The sequence below is a fragment of the Paraburkholderia piptadeniae genome (genome assembly GCF_900007165.1).
GTDB classification, from domain to species: domain Bacteria; phylum Pseudomonadota; class Gammaproteobacteria; order Burkholderiales; family Burkholderiaceae; genus Paraburkholderia; species Paraburkholderia piptadeniae.
The window spans coordinates 1-17,621 of sequence record NZ_CYGY02000010.1 but is presented as its reverse complement, the minus strand read 5'-3'; the positions used below and the strand labels follow the sequence as shown (position 1 = coordinate 17,621).

Annotated in this window: 15 protein-coding genes; 4 read left to right on the top strand and 11 right to left on the bottom strand. The window is 58.0% G+C overall.

Features of this window, described 5'->3' with window-relative positions:
- Nucleotides 1–304: 304 nt before the first annotated feature.
- The 4 genes from BN2476_RS03765 to BN2476_RS03745 all read left to right on the top strand — a co-directional run bounded on the left by BN2476_RS03765 (nt 305) and on the right by BN2476_RS03745 (nt 4,815).
- Nucleotides 305–1,672 (top strand): sensor histidine kinase, encoded by a 1,368-nt coding sequence (locus tag BN2476_RS03765; RefSeq protein WP_087732823.1) that lies wholly within the window; start codon nt 305–307, stop codon nt 1,670–1,672.
- A gap of 10 nt (nt 1,673–1,682) precedes the next feature.
- Complete coding sequence (locus BN2476_RS03760) at nt 1,683–2,354, top strand: response regulator (protein ID WP_087732822.1); 672 nt, start codon at nt 1,683–1,685, stop codon at nt 2,352–2,354.
- 170 nt (nt 2,355–2,524) lie between these two features.
- Nucleotides 2,525–3,652 carry a porin gene (locus BN2476_RS03755; RefSeq protein ID WP_087732821.1) on the top strand — a complete coding sequence of 376 codons (1,128 nt, stop codon included), beginning with the start codon at nt 2,525–2,527 and terminating at the stop codon, nt 3,650–3,652.
- Between the two features lie 737 nt (nt 3,653–4,389).
- Nucleotides 4,390–4,815: a VOC family protein gene (locus tag BN2476_RS03745; protein WP_087732956.1), complete on the top strand. Its 426-nt coding sequence runs from the start codon at nt 4,390–4,392 to the stop codon at nt 4,813–4,815.
- Between the two features lie 145 nt (nt 4,816–4,960).
- Here the strand turns inward: BN2476_RS03745 and BN2476_RS03740 are convergent, their stop codons facing one another.
- The 11 genes from BN2476_RS03740 to BN2476_RS03690 all read right to left on the bottom strand — a co-directional run bounded on the left by BN2476_RS03740 (nt 4,961) and on the right by BN2476_RS03690 (nt 17,477).
- Nucleotides 4,961–5,869 (bottom strand): DMT family transporter, encoded by a 909-nt coding sequence (locus tag BN2476_RS03740; RefSeq protein ID WP_087732820.1) that lies wholly within the window; start codon nt 5,867–5,869, stop codon nt 4,961–4,963.
- Nucleotides 5,870–6,029: 160 nt separating this feature from the next.
- Nucleotides 6,030–7,286, bottom strand: coding sequence for an aromatic ring-hydroxylating oxygenase subunit alpha (locus tag BN2476_RS03735; RefSeq protein ID WP_087732819.1), 1,257 nt, complete (start codon nt 7,284–7,286; stop codon nt 6,030–6,032).
- A 301-nt stretch (nt 7,287–7,587) separates the two neighbouring features.
- Nucleotides 7,588–8,505, bottom strand: a complete 918-nt coding sequence (locus BN2476_RS03730) for a LysR substrate-binding domain-containing protein (protein WP_087732955.1) — start codon at nt 8,503–8,505, stop codon at nt 7,588–7,590.
- Nucleotides 8,506–8,604: 99 nt separating this feature from the next.
- Nucleotides 8,605–9,606, bottom strand: a complete 1,002-nt coding sequence (locus BN2476_RS03725; protein WP_087732818.1) for a glycine betaine ABC transporter substrate-binding protein — start codon at nt 9,604–9,606, stop codon at nt 8,605–8,607.
- A gap of 265 nt (nt 9,607–9,871) precedes the next feature.
- Nucleotides 9,872–11,119 (bottom strand): serine hydroxymethyltransferase, encoded by a 1,248-nt coding sequence (gene glyA, locus BN2476_RS03720; protein WP_087732817.1) that lies wholly within the window; start codon nt 11,117–11,119, stop codon nt 9,872–9,874.
- 26 nt (nt 11,120–11,145) lie between these two features.
- A complete protein-coding gene (locus BN2476_RS03715) occupies nt 11,146–12,261 on the bottom strand; it encodes a quaternary amine ABC transporter ATP-binding protein (RefSeq protein ID WP_087732816.1) in 1,116 nt (371 codons plus the stop codon).
- The gene (locus BN2476_RS03710) at nt 12,254–13,141 is read right to left on the bottom strand and encodes an ABC transporter permease (RefSeq protein WP_087732954.1); all 888 of its coding nucleotides are present in this window, start codon (nt 13,139–13,141) and stop codon (nt 12,254–12,256) included. Before BN2476_RS03710 ends, BN2476_RS03715 begins: the two co-directional genes overlap by 8 nt.
- 59 nt (nt 13,142–13,200) lie before the next feature.
- The gene (locus BN2476_RS03705; protein ID WP_235850685.1) at nt 13,201–14,472 is read right to left on the bottom strand and encodes an NAD(P)/FAD-dependent oxidoreductase; all 1,272 of its coding nucleotides are present in this window, start codon (nt 14,470–14,472) and stop codon (nt 13,201–13,203) included.
- Between the two features lie 72 nt (nt 14,473–14,544).
- Nucleotides 14,545–15,438 (bottom strand): dihydrodipicolinate synthase family protein, encoded by an 894-nt coding sequence (locus BN2476_RS03700; RefSeq protein ID WP_087732814.1) that lies wholly within the window; start codon nt 15,436–15,438, stop codon nt 14,545–14,547.
- Nucleotides 15,439–15,442: 4 nt separating this feature from the next.
- On the bottom strand, nt 15,443–16,942 hold the full coding sequence (locus BN2476_RS03695) for an aldehyde dehydrogenase (protein WP_087732813.1): 1,500 nt from the start codon (nt 16,940–16,942) through the stop codon (nt 15,443–15,445).
- Nucleotides 16,943–17,003: 61 nt separating this feature from the next.
- The gene (locus BN2476_RS03690; protein ID WP_235850684.1) at nt 17,004–17,477 is read right to left on the bottom strand and encodes a GntR family transcriptional regulator; all 474 of its coding nucleotides are present in this window, start codon (nt 17,475–17,477) and stop codon (nt 17,004–17,006) included.
- Nucleotides 17,478–17,621 lie beyond the last annotated feature (144 nt).

The window sequence follows — 17,621 nt, the reverse complement described above, 5'->3', positions numbered from 1 at the left end:
TTCGAATGCGAGGCATGGCGTAAACGCGTACTGAAGTCGATCAAGTGAAGAAAGGCTCTGAAAGTTTTGAGTTCTATTTCGACGCCTTAATGTGTTCTTCAGAAAATGTCCGATTGAAATTCTTCCAAAGCCTATCGCGCGCTGTTACTCGCGCGGAGAGCACTCGTGATAGTGGAAATCCCGTACGTGAATCGATCTGCAGTGAAAGTAATAAGAAGGGTTGAGCATCATAGAATCGCGCCATAGACGCGAGGCATGCGGGGAATCAGCGGTTGGCGTCGATGAATGAAACAGGGAGTTCAAATTGACGCTAAGCTTGCGCGCGCGGTTGCTGTTGTGGTTGATCTTGCCGCTGGCGGTATTCGTCGCGGTAACCGCGATGATTTCATATGACTCGGCCAGCAGCACCGCCAGTGTTGTTCAGGATGCGGCGTTGCTTTCGTCGGCGCGCACGATTGGCGAAGATATCGATTGGGTCGAAGGCAGGCTCACTGCCAATGTTCCGCCCGCTGCACTGGAAATATTCGAGTCGCCCTATCAGGACCAGGTGTTCTATAAGATAGTCGCCGCCGACAAGCAGTTGCTCGGCGGCGACCCGGATCTGGTGTTGCCGTTGCAAGAAACGGCGCAGCCCGTCTTTTACGATTCGACGCTGGATGGGCGCAACATTAGAGTGGTCGCGTACACGCGCCAGTTGTATGACTCCGGCAAGGTCGAGCCTGTCACGGTCGTGGTCGGCAAGACTCAGGCATCGCATCACGCCATGCTCGAACAGCTTTGGCGGCCGCATTTCCTTCGCGAATGCCTGATGCTTGCCCTCGTGGCGACACTCGTGCCACTCGGCCTGACCGTCGAGTTGCGCCCGCTGATGAAGCTCAAGAACAACGTCGCTGATCGCGAGCCCATGCAAATCGAACCGATGCGCGCCGAAGGGCTGCCATGGGAACTGCGTCCCATCGTCGATGCGATCAATCAATGTATTGCGCAGCTCAAGGTTCATACGGCGAGGCAGCGCCAGTTTATCGCGGACGCCGCGCATCAGTTGCGCACGCCGTTGACGCTGCTCGATACGCAGATCCAGTATGCGTCCCTGCGCGAACATCGCGATCTCGAAGTTTCCGCTGCGCTCGACGGGATGCGGCGCAGCACGCAGAAAATGACGGACATGACGAATCAGCTACTGCTGTTGGCACAGGCGGAAGCTGCACCGGCGCACGACCATACGCGGGTCGATCTGTCCGTAGTGGTCGCATCGGTGCTCGAAGAACTTATTGTGGTCGCACATCGTCGTGGCATCGATCTGGGCGCAGAGTTTGCAGCCGACGTGCATGTCGAAGGCAACGCAAACCTGTTGCACGCGCTCGTCGCGAATCTCATCGATAACGCGATCCGATATACACAGAACGGCGGACACGTGACGGCGCTATGCACCCGCCAGGGCGACGATTCCGTGCTCCAGGTCATCGATAACGGTCCCGGCATTCCCGCCGAAGCGCGCGCGCATGTGTTCGAGCGTTTCTATCGCGGCGCGACGCGTGTCGAAGGAACAGGTCTCGGCCTGTCGATCGTGCGGGAGATCGCGCAACTGCACGGCGGTGCGGTCACGCTGGGGCACGCCCAGGATTCCAGGGGGCTGGTCGTGACCGTGCGAATGCCCGCATGGAGCAGCTAAGGACGTCGCAATGAAACTACTGCTGGTGGAAGATAACGCTGACCTCGCGCACTGGATCGTCAATCTGTTGCGCGCGGAGAACTTCATCGTGGATAGCGTGCCCGATGCCGAGCGGGCTGAGGCGATATCGGGGAATCAAAGCTATGACGTCCTGTTGCTCGATATGCGCTTACCGTGCATGAGCGGAAAGGATTTGCTGGCACGCTTGCGACGGCGCGGCAACAATGTGCCCATCCTGATGCTGACCGCCCACGGGTCGATCGACGACAAGGTCGACTGCTTCGGAGCAGGTGCGGACGACTACGTCGTCAAACCGTTCGATGCGCGCGAACTTGTTGCACGCATCAAGGCACTCGTGCGGCGCCAGTGCTCCGAGAAGGCCGTGTCACTGAATTGCGGGGATCTGCACTATCAGTTCAATACGCGCGAATTCCGTCATAACGATACGCCGCTTCCGTTGCGCCGCCGGGAACACGCGATTCTCGAAACACTGATGTTGAAGCAGGGAAAGACGGTATCCAAGGCGACGCTGATGGAAAGTGCATTCAGTCTCGATGACGAGCCGAGCGTCGATGCCATCGATATCTATATCCATCGCCTCCGCAAGCATCTATCCGCGTCGACCGCGCAGATCATGACGTTGAGAGGACTGGGTTATATCTTGCGGACGCGCGATGTTTGAATCGACCTGGAGTGAGCCTCTATCGGTAAATGTACTTAGAAATCCGAGACGATCGCGATAGCGCCATGAAGGATTGGCCTCGCTAGCATTGAGACAGGTTCTGGCTGTGTCAACGGACCAGGACCATACAAGGAAACACAATCTCAACGCGGCAAACAGAGGAGACAATCTTGAAGAAACGGCACTTGACCTTGGCTCTCGCGTCCGGTGCGATCGCGGCGACGGGCGCACATGCGCAGTCGAGCGTTCAGCTGTACGGCCTGATCGATCTGAGTGTGCCCACCTACGTCACTCACGCCGACGAAAAAGGTGATCACGTAGTGGGGATGGGTATTGACGGCGAACCCTGGTTCAGCGGGAGCAGATGGGGCCTCAAAGGAGCGGAAGATATCGGCGGCGGCTCGAAGATCATTTTCAGGCTCGAAAGCGAGTACCGCGTGAGCGACGGCCAGATGGAAGACCCCGGCCAGATCTTCGATCGCGATGCATGGGTTGGCCTTCAGGACGACCGCTTCGGCAAGCTCACGTTCGGCTTCCAGAACACAATTGCACGCGATGCGTCCGCGATTTATGGCGATCCTTATGGCAACGCGAAGCTGACCACGGAAGAAGGCGGCTGGACGAACGCGAACAACTTCAAGCAGATGATCTTCTATGCGGCGAGTGCAACGGGTACGCGCTACACCAACGGCGTAGCCTGGAAGAAGCTCTTCGACAATGGTCTGTTCCTCGCGGCAGGTTATGCGTTCGGCAACACGACGTCTTTTCCGACTGGTTCGAACTACCAGGCAGCCGTCGGCTATAACGGTGGGCCGTTCGCCGTCTCCGCTTTCTACAGTCACGCGAACAAAGCTGGCAATACCAACCAGTCTTATTCGGTCGGTGGCAATTACACATTCAGCATTGTTCGCATGAATGCAGGCTATTTCCATTATCTCGGCGATCAGGGCGCGCTCGGACAACGACATGACGATGCGTGGACGGTATCGCTGAAGGTCGCGCCGAAGGGTCCATTGGATTACGAACTCGGCTATCAACAGATGCGCGTCAAGAATGCCGCCTATAACGCAGACGGTGACATTCCGAATGCCAACATCGGCACATTCGATCCTGCCTCGGGCCTGCATAAGGGGTATAAGGAAACGCTGTACTGGTCGGCGTTCTATCACCTGTCCAAGCGCACGGAACTTTATCTGGCTGGCGACTACATGAGACTGCACGGCGGCTATACGGTCGCGAGCACGTTCGGCGCGTCGAATCAGCTCGAACTGACAACGGGCATCCGTACGCGATTCTGAGCGTACGTTCAAGGGGGAGAAGGCATGCGCTTGCCGGCAGTCAAACGCGTCCCCCGCGAACGGGACGCACGCTTGTGAATCGTCCGTCCCGTTCGCGCTAAAGCCCGCAGATGCGGCTATCGCATCAGCTGATCGACTTGCAATTCACGGACGGCGCAGTATAGGGCGACGGATACTCGGAAGACGGCCCGCTGAGCATGCGCAACGGCTGGGTCGCCAGCACGTCCGCTTCACGTTGCTCGCGTCGCGTGAGCATTTGGCCTGACGAATATGCGTCAGGCAGTGGCTCATTCACTGCGCAGCTCAGCGTCTTACCGTCGCTGACACGTACCGTCGTCGTATACGCGTAGTCTGGTTGCGCTGCAACGGAACCGATGCACCAGACGGTGCCCATTGTGGCGAAAGCAATGTTCAAGGTTCGAGTCCGCATGATTCGCTCCTTATTTCCACCTGACTTAGACATTGCGGCTGCGAGGTGGTGCGACCGATTTTGCGGAAAGGGACAATACAGCGTCAGTAGTACGCTTGTGACGTGAGGCACACAGTCGATGCCGCGAGCGCTACCGACCTCGCCCGATCGCCGTTCGCTGCGGGGGTGGAGTACCTGCCGACCACCTGAAACAGGCCTACACTCATCCATGCCCCGCGCGATGTGAATACCGCCACATCGGTTCGACAGGCGCGGGCGGACATGTTCGTTCCTCATGGCGCCGCTTATTCGCGGCAAAGGAGCAGTCATGGAAAAATTAAAATCCACGGCCTTGTTCATCGCAGGCTTTGGCCCGATTGTGATTGAAGCCCAGGCAAGCCGCGAGCTCTACAGTCGGGCCTTCGGTATTCCCTTCAAGGAGGAGAAAGGCGGCTACCTCCATACGGAGAGTTTGAAAGGCGCGAACACTTTCGCCTTGTGGCCGCTCTCTCAGGCCGCTCAGTCGTGCTTCGGCACGGATTCGTGGCCGCGTGACATGCCCATCCCGCAAGCCTGGATTGAGTTTGATGTCGACAACGTCGGAGCGGCTACGGAAGAACTTGAATCACGAGGATATCGTATGCTGGTGAGGAACCGGAATGAGCCGTGGGGCCAGACCGTGAGTCGCTTCATTGGGCCGGAAGGATTGCTGGTAGGAATCACCTTTACGCCATCGATGCGGCACGAGAATTAAATGGCCGCCACAGTGGCCTTCCTGCGTGCGATGACTGATCTGGTGCGAACGTACGTGATTGTTTTCCGGCTGCATGTTTTGATCCAAAGCCGACGATAGAGCAATAGTTCAACGAGCTGTATTCCAACGGCGCCGTCGACTTCGACTATGTGTCACTGCGCGACGCAGGAAGTATCACTGCCCGTTGTTGCGCAATCTGAACCAGGACAATGCTGGCAAAAACAAGAGCAATGGCAACGAGCTCCAGAAATCCGAATCTCTCACCAAGTGCCCAGCCTATCAACAAGGCCACTGCGGGAGCAAGGTAGTTTGCACTCGACGATGCAACAGCACCAAGCCGCTCCAGCAAGTAGTAGTAGATGAGGAAGGCCACGCCAGTCCCCAGAACGCCAAGACCGACAACGACACCAGCGGTCGCACGCCAGTCCTGGAGCAAGCGTCCCATCCCTGTGAAGTCTGTGCATAACGACAGAATAAGCAGCGCCAAGCCCATTTGCCATGTGGCCAAGGCGAGAGGGGGTAGATTCGCTGGAGACAAAAATATTCGAACGTATATATAGGAAAGTCCCAGAACGCTGGCACTCGCCAGTAACCACAGAACACCTGCCGCGTTTATCGCGCCACTTTCGCCCTCCCACGGGCGAGCAATTAGAACGATACCCAGGAAGCCAAGCACCACAGCAGTAGCCATGACTACGGTTAGCTTCTCTGTTCGCAGAAGGACCAGAGAAAAAATCGCAGTGAATAGTGCAATCGAACCGCCAAGAACTCCAGCTATTCCTAACGGAACCATTGCCGTGCCTTTGATGATAGCGATGAAGTAGAAGGCCGTTGCTCCCGCCGCCATAATCAGAAAGTGCGGCAAAAGCCGCAGCTGGTGCCGAGTAATTGCTCGTTGATGCCATGCCGCAAGTGCCAGCGGCAGGAAACCAAATAAGACCCGCAAGAACGCCACCTGAATCGGGCTGATGAGTACCGTGGCCCATTTCATGTAAACGAGATTCATACCCCCGAGGAGGCCCAGGAAAACGAATGCAACCGTTGAAAGTTTCATGGACGCTTCTGGTGGCAAAGAGACAACGAAGGACGGGGCAAGCCCGTCCTTCCTTCGTGAAGAACATGCGTTCGCATGTGGATAAGAACCTGTGTGCGGTGGGCTCGTGCCGACCCGACAGACACATCGACTGTCCGCTTGCTCGTGCGTGTCTGAAGAGTTAGATTCCGTGCGCTTTCAGACGCCCCGCATACCAGTCGACGAACTGGTCGACGTAGGTTTCGGTCGACGGCGAGTACGGTCCCGGGATATAGCCCGGGTCCTGCGCGCCACGATGATTGATTGCGACGAGACTTGCATCCTGGGTGTTCGTGGCAACCCAAACCTCGGTCAGTTTCGTGAGGTCATAGTCCACGCCTTCCACGGCGTCGGCGTGGACCAGCCACTTCGTACGAACAAGGGTCTTTTCCGGAGTGAGCGCAATGATGTAGGAAATCATCGCGTGGTCACTCATCACATGCGTCCATGAGTTGTGTGTCCACATATGTGTGTCGCCGAGGTCACGACGGGTGAGATTACCCAGCAGTTTCTGACATGCGACCTTGGTGTCCATCGTCTGCGACTCGCCATGGCCTGCGATGACCAGCCGCTGGGTGCGGAAATGTGTGGCGACGTCTCCGCTGAGTTCTTCAACCGCCGAGCAAAACAATCCCTCGCTTTCCCAATCTCTCTGACTGTCGGCCGTGAGCTTGTTATATTCGTCGAAGGCTTTCAGCGCTTCTTCATCCATGCCGTCCGAGGTCGAGCTGGTGGACTCGGGAATGAACGACATCTTCAGCTCCGGATGCCCCGCTTCGCAGTGGTAGCACTCCCGGTTGTTCTCCATTACCAGCTTCCAGTTGCCGTCTTCGATTATCTCCGACTCGAACGCAATCTTCGTGTTCTGCAACTCGTATGGAGCGAAGCGCGGCGCCATCGTTTGTTCGAGCTTCGCAATGTCAACCGGCGGCTCTTCTGCGAAACACACAAATACATGTGTGCCGACAACCTTGAGATGCACTGGCCGCAGACTGCGACAGGTAGCATCGAAGTCCTTCCCCATGTGCCTGGTGTGACGCAAGCTGCCGTCAAGGTCGTACGTCCATTGGTGATATGGGCACACGAGCATGCCTACCGTCGACTTCCCGGCTTCTTTCAGCCGAGCGCCACGATGGCGGCACACATTGCGATATGCGCGAATGTTCTCGTCGTCATCGCGCACGATGATGACCGACGCCTTACCGATATCGACGACGGAAACGTCACCGGGCTCCGGAACATCCGCTGTTACGCCGACCATAATCCAGTGCTTGTGGAAAAAAATATCGATGTCAGTTTCAAAAACATCTTGTCGGCTAAAAACCTCTCCGGGCAATCCGCACCCAGGCTCGCGGCTTCGAACGAGCTCACCAAGGGGCTTCAACACGAACTCAGACATCGTCTTTCTCCAACGTTTAGGGGTATCGGGACTTCGAATGTTCCCGCGTTACCCCTGAGTATTGGATTACCCAAAAACGGCGTCAATGCGCTTTATTTTCGCGGAAGTATTACTTTAAATTATAGGTGGGGCGTGTCTTGCAAACGCCGGCCGGCCGGGCGGAGGGCGCTTTTGAACGGGGCGAGAGGATATCAGGCCGTGCCTGGAATGGGAGGCGCCAGAACGCGGCGAAAAGCTTGACACACAGTACCTCCACCGAGACGTGCAGGCGCTGCGCACCGACCTTCCGAAAAGTAGCTTCTCAGGAAATCCCGACCGCGTTTCTCAACGTCTCAATCAGCGTTTGAATCGTCGGGGACATGGCCTTGCCGTGTGGCACGACCAGATAGTAGGCGTCGTTCAGCGTAATGGAAGCGCTAGTCAGACGCACGAGTTCGCCTGATGCGAGGTGCTCGTGCAGCAGACTTCCAAAGCCAAGCGCGACGCCCTGGCCAAGGCGGGCCGCCTGGACTGCGTCCGTATAAAGACAGGTACGCACGCCATACTTGAGTTTCGTTGGACGCGCGCCCACGGCCCGGAACCATTCCTCCCAGGTCAGCCATCCTTCAGACGTCGGGTCGTACGCGATGAGCTTCATGTTCGCGAGTTCTTCCAGGGACGCGGGAGCACCGTACTCGTCTTTCCACGCGGGCGAACACACCGGAAACACCTGTTCGCCGAAAAGCAGGTGTGATGTCCCATCGCTCCACCGCCCGTTGCCCCAGCGAACCACCGCATCGACTTCGTTGTGGCGAAGGTCAGCCGTGAACATGGTCGTCGTGAGGCGAATGCGCAGGGTGGGCTGAAGACGCTTGAGCCTCGCGAGACTGGACATCAAGCGGAAATGCGAGAACGCGGCGGTTGTCGCAAGTACGAGTTCCTCGTCCTCGATTCCCGTCGACAGGCGGTCAAAAACGCCTGCGATTTTCCCCATCGCCTCTGCAACGACCGCATACAAAGCCTCGCCTTCGCTCGTAAGCGTTGTGGTGCGATGCAACCGGTCGAGCAGGCGGACGCCAAGCATTTCCTCCAGGAGCCTTACCTGCCGGCTAACGGCTGCCTGGGTGACGCCAAGCTCGGCGGCAGCGAGTGTGAAGCTTCGCAGTCTCGCTACCGCCTCGAACTCGACCAGCGCCGTTAGCGACGGTATCAGTCGACGATAACCCTTTGCGCTGTCCATAGCTGCTTTCATCGTGAGCTTATGAGGGAAATAGCTCGTCTTGATGTGACTTCGGTGGACGGCAATCGCCGCCCACCGGAGACTCATCTTGCCGCGCTTTTACAGCGACGCCTTGATTTTCTCGGCTGCGGCCGGCGTCACCCACTTCGTCCAGATTTCCGGCTTCTCCTTGAGGAAGTGCTTTGCGGCATCCTCACCCGTTGCCTGATTGTCGGTCATCCAGGCCATGACTTGCTGAACGTCGGCGGTTGTGAACGTGCGCGTATTCAGATACTTCATGACGTCCGGGTTCGCCTTGTCGGCGAACGGCTTTGAGACCAGCGTGAACAGCCGGCTCCCCGGCCACCCAGTCGGCTTCGGGTCAGGGCAGCTAGCGACCGTCGTGCACCGCTTCCACTCAGCCTGGTCGACAGGCACGCCCTCGCTCAGCTTAACCATCTTGTACTTGCCAAGCAGTGAAGTCGGCGCCCAGTAAACGCCGAGCCAACCTTGCTTGCGTTCATAGGCTTTGACCAGAGAACCGTCCAGACCGGCCGCAGAACCCGTGTCGACCAGCCGGAACCCCTTCTGCTCGGCCCCAAACGCCTTGTACAACTGCGCGGTATTGACGGTCACGCCCCATCCCTGAGGGCCGTTGTAAATCGCGCCTTTCCCGGGATTTTCCGGGTCCGGAAACAGCTCAGGGTGCTTCAGGGCATCGGGAATCGTTTTGATGTCGGGATGCGCATCGGCGACATATTTCGGAATGTACCAGCCGTAGACCGCGCCCTCCTGGATGACATGGCCCGCGAGGATGATTTTCTTTGAATCAATGCCCTGCTTGGCGACGGCGGGCAACAGGTCGATTGCCCCTTCCGGCACGATATCCGGCTTCCCCTTGTCCACCATGGACGTTATCGTCGGAACTGTGTCGCCGATAACGCTATTCACCGAGCAGCCGTAACCGTCCTGAAGAATGACCTTGTCGACAGCGGCTTCGAGTTCTGCGCTCTGCCAGTTCATGCTCGCAATCGTCACGTTCCCACAACTGGCGGCGTTGGCTTGCGAGCCGGTGCAGAAAATACCAACCGCGACAAGCGTCCCTAGAAATTTCAGTTTCATTGCAGTTCCCAAAAAGTTGCCGGAGATTCCCCGGTATGCGTTGGTCCATGTGCTATTCAAGTTTCCATTTGAATCGGATCGCTAACGAATGCACTACGATCATTACCTGCGATTTTTTGAATCACCAGCCTGACAACAACTGCCAGTCGTCCCTCGGAATTCACATTCCAACATCGGTTACCGCATCGGCAGCTATAAGTCCGCCTATCCTCAGCGGCAACCTCCATGCGCTTACGTTTCGACTAGCCCAATATGGCTGGTGGCACTAGCGATATACAGGGAAACGCCTGGTCAACTCTGCGACCTGAGTGCGCACGCGTTCAATCGTGCCAACGTCGCCCGGGTTCTCGAGGACATCGGCAATCAGATTTCCGACCAGTTCCGCCTCCTTCGTGCCGAAGCCGCGCGTCGTCATTGCTGGCGAGCCGAGACGCACACCGCTCGTGACGAACGGCTTCTCCGGGTCATTCGGAATAGCGTTCTTGTTGACCGTGATGTGCGCGGCGCCGAGTGCGGCTTCCGCCGCCTTGCCGGTAATCTTCTTCGCGCGCAAGTCCACAAGCATCACGTGGCTTTCCGTGCGACCGGAAACGATGCGCAAGCCGCGCTTGACGAGCGTCTCGGCCAGCACACGCGCGTTGTCGATGACAGCCTGTTGATACGTCTTGAACTCCGGCGATAGCGCCTCCTTGAACGCAACCGCCTTCGCCGCGATGACGTGCATCAGCGGACCTCCCTGGATGCCGGGAAAGATTGCGGAATTGATCTGCTTTTCGAATTCGGCCTTCATCAGGATGACGCCGCCGCGCGGGCCACGCAGACTCTTGTGCGTGGTCGTCGTGACGAAGTCGGCGTGCGGCACGGGGTTCGGGTACAGACCCGCCGCAATGAGCCCGGCGTAGTGCGCCATGTCGACCATCAGATATGCACCCACGCTCTTCGCGATTTTCGCCAGGCGCTCGAAGTCAATTCGCAGGGCAAACGCCGATGCACCAGCGATGATGAGCTTCGGTTTGTGCTCCCTGGCCAGCGCTTCGGTCTTTTCATAGTCGATGTCTTCGGCTTCGTTCAGGCCGTAGCTCACGACGTTGAACCATTTGCCCGACATGTTGACCGATGCGCCGTGCGTCAGGTGGCCACCTTCAGCGAGGCTCATGCCCATGATGGTGTCGCCCGGTTTGAGCATCGCGAAAAACACGCCCTGATTGGCCTGCGATCCAGAGTTCGGCTGGACGTTCGCGGCCTCAGCACCGAACAGCTGCTTCACGCGGTCGATTGCCATCTGCTCGATGACATCCACGTACTCGCAGCCGCCGTAGTAGCGCTTGCCGGGATAGCCTTCGGCATACTTGTTCGTCAACTGCGAACCCTGCGCCGCCATGACAGCCGGCGAGGTGTAGTTTTCCGACGCGATCAGTTCGATGTGGTCTTCCTGGCGACGGTTTTCCTGGTTGATTGCCTTGAGCAATTCCGGGTCAATGGCTTCGAGGGTGTGTTCGGCTCGGTTAAACATATCGGCTCGGTGATTGGGGATGGAATTCATACACGGGAAACTGCGACTGGGGCGTCCGTGCGAACGCGCTCTGCGGCAGGCATTCGGACCGCGTCGCAACCTGCTTCCGAAGTAATCAGGGCACAGGCCAACTGACGAAGGTTCACGGTGCCGAGCGGATGATTTTCTGCGCCAACAACAGTCAGTTGCTCGATTGCGGGGTTGTGCGTCAGTATCGAAATCGCTTCCTCAATCGTTGTGCCGGCCGCGACGTGGTTTCCAACCGATGCAACTCCCCCACGCGACGGAGACATCACAGACTCGACACAGACGACTCGCCCGCGATTCACCTGCTTCACGAAGTTCGTCACATATTCGTCGGCTGGACGCAGGACGATGTCCTGTTTCGTGCCCTGCTGAACGATGCAGCCGTCGCGAAGGATGGCAATCTGATCGCCGAGGCGGAGGGCCTCGTCCAGGTCGTGTGTGATGAAGACGATCGTCTTTTTGATCTCCTTCTGGAGGTCCAGCAGCACGGTCTGCATGTCCATGCGGATGAGCGGGTCGAGCGCCGAGTACGCCTCATCCATGAGAAGAACGGGAGCATCCATGGCGAGTGCTCGCGCCAGACCGACTCGCTGCTGCATCCCCCCGGACAACTGATTGGGAAAGCGCTGCTCGAAGCCTTTCAGGCCGACGCGGTCAATCCAGCGCATGGCTGTCTCAACCGAAGCATTGCGCTTCACGCCGCAGATTTCGAGGCCGTAGACGACGTTGTCGAGCACATTCCGATGAGGCAGCAGCGCAAACTTCTGAAACACCATCGCCGTTTGGCGTCGACGGAATTCGCGCAAACCGCGAAACCCCATCTTGCAGACATCGACGCCGCCAATCAGGACTTCCCCAGCTGTGGGGTCGATAAGCCGATTGATATGCCGGATAAGCGTCGACTTGCCCGAACCAGACAATCCCATGATGACCTGAATGGAACCGGCCGGGATGTCCAGATTGATGTCTCGAAGTCCAAGGACATGACCCGTCTCTTTCAGCAGGTCAGCCTTTGAAAGGCCGTTCTTGACAGCTTCAACGTGGGATGCGGCCTTGGGTCCGAAGATCTTGTACAGATGCTGGATTCGGATGCCGCCGGATTTGATGTCAGCCATGGACCACCTCCTGATGCTTTTGGAGCCGCTTGCCATATGCCTGACTGACGCGGTCGAAGATAACCGCGATACCCACGATAGCAAGACCGTTGAAGATACCGAGCGTGAAGTACTGGTTCGCGATGGCTTTCAGGACCGGCTGTCCGAGACCTTGAACACCAATCATCGCCGCGACGACCACCATCGCAAGTGCCATCATGATGGTTTGATTAACCCCTGCCATGATGGTCGGAAGTGCCAGTGGCAGTTGGACCTTGATGAGTCGCTGCCAACCAGAAGAGCCGAAAGCGTCAGCGGCCTCGAGGATGTCGCGGTCGACCAACCGGATGCCGAGATTGGTCAATCGAATCATCGGCGGAATCGCGTAGATGACCACAGCGATAAGGCCAGGCACACGTCCGATACCCAGCAGCATCACGACAGGAATCAGATAGACGAAACTCGGCATGGTTTGCATCACGTCGAGGATCGGGTCCACCAGCTTGCGGACCCGGTCCGACTTCGCCATGAGAATCCCGATTGGCAAGCCAATGACAATCGACAGGAACGTGCACACGAAAATCATCGACACAGTGCGCATCGTGTCTTGCCACATGTCGAGGTAGCCAATGAGGGCAAGCGTGACGAAGCACCCGAGGACCACCTTCCAGTTCCTGCTTGCACCCCATGCGATGACCAGCACGAGCAGCATGATGACGGGCCACGGCGTCTGGGTCATGAAGCGCTCTGCCGCCATCAGGAACTCCTGCAGCGGATGGAAAAAGCTGTCAATCGGGTCGCCGTATGCCGCCGTGAATGCGCGGAAACCGTCATCGATTGAACGCTTCATGTGCAGAAGCGCCTCGTCCTGCATATGTGGGAATTTGTTTATCCAGTCCATTTGTTCCTCCATCATTCAGTCGCTTGCCAGCGCTTCCTGTCTTGCGACGTGAAACGTGATTACTCCAATCCGGCTGACCATTCCTTCATGCTGAGATTTGCCGTTGCGCCTATCGTCAGGAAAGGTTGAGGCGGCAGCCGCTTCGGTGCTGCAAAACCCCGGAAGACCTGAACCAGCCACGAATCCTGTCCCGATGCGGCCTCAGCGGCAGCTATCCCTGACGCGGTTGCCTTCGTTGCGCCGACTCCATTGCAGGCGATTGCGGCGAATACTCCGGGCTCAATCTCCCCAAACGCGGGGACACCGTTCCAGGTCAACGCCATCGCGCCTGCCCATCGGTACTCCATCGGGACACCTTTCAGCATGGGGAAGCGCGTTTCGAATTTGCGGTCGTGCACCCGACCGGCCCGGGTAATCGCGCTTTTGCTCACCTGCATACGAGGGTTATAGGTGTACCGGGAGCGAATCAAAATCCGGTCTCCCTTATCGCCTTGAACCCGACGGACCGTTGTTCCCATCGGGAATGCAGGTGTCGCCGCCCACGAGCGCTGGCCGCCCAGCCGCTTCGGGTCGAACGCTTCCGTCATCGAGGCGTAGGTGTAGACGTGCAGTAGTTGCCCACGGAAAAGACCGAAGCTTTGCGCCTGACCGTTGTTCGCAAGGATTATTTTTCCCGCGTTGACGGCACCCTTAGGCGTCTTGACCAGCCACGACGCTCCCTGTCGTTCGAACGACAAGGCAGGCGTGTTCTCGTAAAGCTTCACGGGGCCCCGGAAAGAATCGGCCAGGCCCCTGATATAGGCTGCGGGCTGGATAATGACGGTGCCGGGGGTGAAAATCGCCGATGTGAACGAGTTGGTTCCGGTCACAGCAGCAATGTCGTTCGCATCGAGCAGCCGATACGGTTCATTCACCTTGTCCAACTGCTTCGCGTAGGACACGACATGCTCGTCGCCTTGCGGTCCCAACGCGACGTTGTACTTGCCGCAGGGGTCGAAGACGTCTTTGCCCCAACCTTTCTCGTTGGCCAGTTCTTGCGCGAGTGCAATTGCGATGCGATGAACCTTGATATCGTGCCGCCGCTCGTTGGTATCAGACCCGCCGTAGTCTTCGGAAGAGACTTCGTGAGGCAGGTCGATAATGAAGCCCGAATTGCGCCCCGTAGCGCCCTCCGCAATTTCCCCCGCCTCGAGGATGACGACTTTCAGACTCGGATCGAGTTGTGAAAGACGCCTTGCTGCCGACAGTCCCGCGAAGCCCCCGCCAATCACCGCGATGTCAGCGTTCACGGTGCCGTTGAGCGTCGGGCGCGGCGTCCTGGGCGGCAGCATGGACACCCACCCGGATTGGCCGAGGTGTTGCGGAAGTTTGCTCGCTACGTACATGATGTTTTGCCCAAGTCCTTAAACAGCGAGCTTTTCGCGCTCAACCAGGTCACCGAGCGCGCAGCGCAAGGCGTCGACCTTTTTCGCCGAAAGCCGGGCGAGCGGTCGACGCGGATTACCCGCCCCATAACCGGTCATTTCCGCCGCTGCATAAACCGACTGGACGTAGTCTCCCTCCCAAATCAGCGACATGGCAGGTTCAAGCGCCCGCCAGATTTCTCTGGCGTCGTCCCACCGATGTTCTTGCGCCGCCGTAACGAACTGGGTGCACGTCTTCGGGGCAAAGTTTGCACCGCCCCAGATGAGCCCACGGACGCCTGCATATATCGCGTAAGGCATGAGCGGGTCCGCACCATTCATCATCGGAAGCCCTGTGCGAACAAGCGCCGCCTGCTTGCTCAAGTCTCCGCTGCTGTCCTTCACCGCGAGGAATTCTGGAATCTCGCAGAGACGGCGCAGGAGCGACGGAGTGATTTCCACGCCAACTGCCTGTGGCACGTTGTAGCCGATGATGGGCAGGCCGGCTCGCGCGACGGCTGCGTAGAACTCGAAGACACCGTCGTCGTCCGTCGGCCCTTCGAAGAATGGTGGCAGCACCATCACGGCGCCAGCGCCGCAGTCGGCTGCGTGACGCGTGCGCTCCACTACGTCGTCGACGAGTAGCGCGGACGTCTGGGCGATGATTCGTGCGCGCCCGTTGATGACCTTCGCGCCAAACGCCACGAGCGCTTTCGACTCCTCTTGTGAGAGGTAGACGTGCATGCCCGTTCCCGAACTCAGCACGAAGCCGCGAATGCCTGCAGCAAGATACTGCTCAATCAGTTGTTCCAGTCGATTGTGGTCCGGCTTCCCGTTCGCATCGAAAGGAGTGCTAATAGCCAGATTGATGCCAGTAAAGGAAAAGTCTTTCATGTCGTTACTCTTCGTCCGCTTCGTTGTCGTTCAGGTCGATCCAGATGGTTTTCAGCTGGGTGTACTGGTCATGCGCGTGAAGCGAGTTATCGCGTCCACCGAAACCCGACTGCTTGAAGCCACCGAACGGCGTCGTGATGTCGCCTTCGCCGAATGAGTTCACCGTCACGGTGCCTGCCCGAAGCGCGCGTGCGGCACGCAACGCGCGCTTTCCGTTGCCGGCGAACACCGAAGCCGCAAGACCGTAGTCAGTGTCGTTTGCGATGCTGATTGCTTCCTGCAAGCTGCTCACGGTGATAACTGACAGAATCGGCCCAAAAATCTCTTCGCGTGCATGCTTCACATCGTTGCTCTCGACGTCGATGATGGTCGGATGCACGTAGCGTCCCACGCTCGTTTGACCGCCGTAGAGCACCTTGATGTCGTCGGAAAGATATGACCGCACCTTCTCGTAATGCTGCTGCGAAACCAGCGGCCCGATTCGGTTTGCAGGGTCAAGCGGGTCGCCGACGCGCCATTCATCGGCGAGCTTGGTGATTTTGTCGAGCAACTGTGCCTTGATGTCGCGATGGACGATGAGCCTCGAAATTGCCGAGCAGTTTTCGCCCATGTTCCAGAGTGCGCCATTCACGATGTGGCCTGCTACTTCGTCGAGGTCTGTCGCGTCGGACATCACGATGCTGGGATTCTTTCCACCCATTTCGAGCACAATCTCTTTGAGATTGCTCTCCGCCGAATACGTCAGGAAACGACGGCCCGTATCGGTGGAACCGGTGAAAGACACCATATCGATGTCTCGATGACGGCCAATGGGTTCACCGACGGCGGGACCGCTGCCGGTTACGACATTGAAGACGCCGGCGGGAATGCCTGCTTCGAGCGCGAGTTCAGCGACCCGCATAGTCGTGAGTGACGTTTCTTCGGCGGGCTTCACGACGAGCGAACAGCCTGCTGCGAGAGACGGACCGATTTTCCATGCGAGCATCAGCAGCGGAAAATTCCACGGCAACACCAGGCCAACGACACCAACCGGCTCGCGCACAATCATCGAGATGTGGCTATCCGATGCCGGAGAGACCTGGTCGTAGATTTTGTCGATTGCTTCGGCATGCCAGCGCAGCACGTTGACCGTTTCGGGAACGTCGACCATCTGACAGTCGAAGATTGTCTTGCCTGCATCGAGACTCTCCATGACTGAGAGCTCAAGAGCGTTCTTCTCGATGAGGTCGGCCAACCGGAGAATCGCCTGCTTCCGCGCAGCGGGATGCAACCTGGACCAGCGTCCATCGATGAATGCGGCACGGGCACTCGCCACGGCTGCATCCACGTCTTCCTTCGAACAAGCCGGCACGTCCGCGAGATGCTCCCCCGTTGCCGGATTGAACGTTGCGAACGTCTTGCCTGACGACGCTCCGCAAGCCTTGCCATTGATGATGGCCCGGCTCGGCAGCTTCAACTCGCAAGCGATTTTTTTATATTCGCTCCTGGACAGCAAATCAGTCATATCAGTCTCTCAGTGATGCGGGTTTTCATGAGGAACCGAACAAACCACCCGGTTCGCGAAGCTAGAAATCAATCGGCACATCGACGCCATCCGGTGCCACGTACGACGCCATGTTTCGGCGCGCCAGATACACGTGCGCGCGCACGATTTCTCCAGCTGCTTCGGCATCGCGACGCTGAATGGCATCGATGATGTCTTCGTGCTGCTGCATCGCTTCCGCGAGTTCAGCATCCATTCGCTCGTCACGCGGCTGGTAGAAAGTCTTGCCTAGCCGCGCGTGGTCAATCAGCAACCGGCAAAGGCTTGGCAACAGATACGGGTTGTGAGCCATCTTGCCGATTGCAAGGTGAAACTCGTCGTTCTGCAGGACTCGCTCATCCACACTGCCGCCTTCTACAGCTGCGCGAAACCGCTCCTGGACTCGCTTCAGGCCATCAATTTCGGCCTGCGTTGCGTGTGCTGCTGCCAGCTTGGTCGTCGCAACGTAAATCAGCGGCGCCGCCAGAAAGTAGTTGCGCAGCGAGTCATAGTTCATCGAGGCAACGCGGGCCGCACGATTAGAGGTGGCTCCGGAAATTCGGACAGTTCATTGAGTGGAAAAGCTGGGGCGTGAGTCGGTCATAATGGCCGGCGACAAGGAACCAGAAGATTACGAAACGAAACCGACGGACACACTCAC

Coding starts and splice junctions, on each gene's coding strand:
- BN2476_RS03760 (WP_087732822.1), top strand. CDS start 1,683: ATGAAACTACTGCTGGTGGAAGATAACGCTGACCTCGCGCACTGGATC.
- BN2476_RS03700 (WP_087732814.1), bottom strand. CDS start 15,438: ATGAAAGACTTTTCCTTTACTGGCATCAATCTGGCTATTAGCACTCCT.
- BN2476_RS03710 (WP_087732954.1), bottom strand. CDS start 13,141: ATGGACTGGATAAACAAATTCCCACATATGCAGGACGAGGCGCTTCTG.
- BN2476_RS03695 (WP_087732813.1), bottom strand. CDS start 16,942: ATGACTGATTTGCTGTCCAGGAGCGAATATAAAAAAATCGCTTGCGAG.
- glyA (WP_087732817.1), bottom strand. CDS start 11,119: ATGTTTAACCGAGCCGAACACACCCTCGAAGCCATTGACCCGGAATTG.
- BN2476_RS03725 (WP_087732818.1), bottom strand. CDS start 9,606: ATGAAACTGAAATTTCTAGGGACGCTTGTCGCGGTTGGTATTTTCTGC.
- BN2476_RS03730 (WP_087732955.1), bottom strand. CDS start 8,505: ATGGACAGCGCAAAGGGTTATCGTCGACTGATACCGTCGCTAACGGCG.
- BN2476_RS03735 (WP_087732819.1), bottom strand. CDS start 7,286: ATGTCTGAGTTCGTGTTGAAGCCCCTTGGTGAGCTCGTTCGAAGCCGC.
- BN2476_RS03690 (WP_235850684.1), bottom strand. CDS start 17,477: ATGAACTATGACTCGCTGCGCAACTACTTTCTGGCGGCGCCGCTGATT.
- BN2476_RS03705 (WP_235850685.1), bottom strand. CDS start 14,472: ATGCTGCCGCCCAGGACGCCGCGCCCGACGCTCAACGGCACCGTGAAC.
- BN2476_RS03715 (WP_087732816.1), bottom strand. CDS start 12,261: ATGGCTGACATCAAATCCGGCGGCATCCGAATCCAGCATCTGTACAAG.
- BN2476_RS03745 (WP_087732956.1), top strand. CDS start 4,390: ATGGAAAAATTAAAATCCACGGCCTTGTTCATCGCAGGCTTTGGCCCG.
- BN2476_RS03740 (WP_087732820.1), bottom strand. CDS start 5,869: ATGAAACTTTCAACGGTTGCATTCGTTTTCCTGGGCCTCCTCGGGGGT.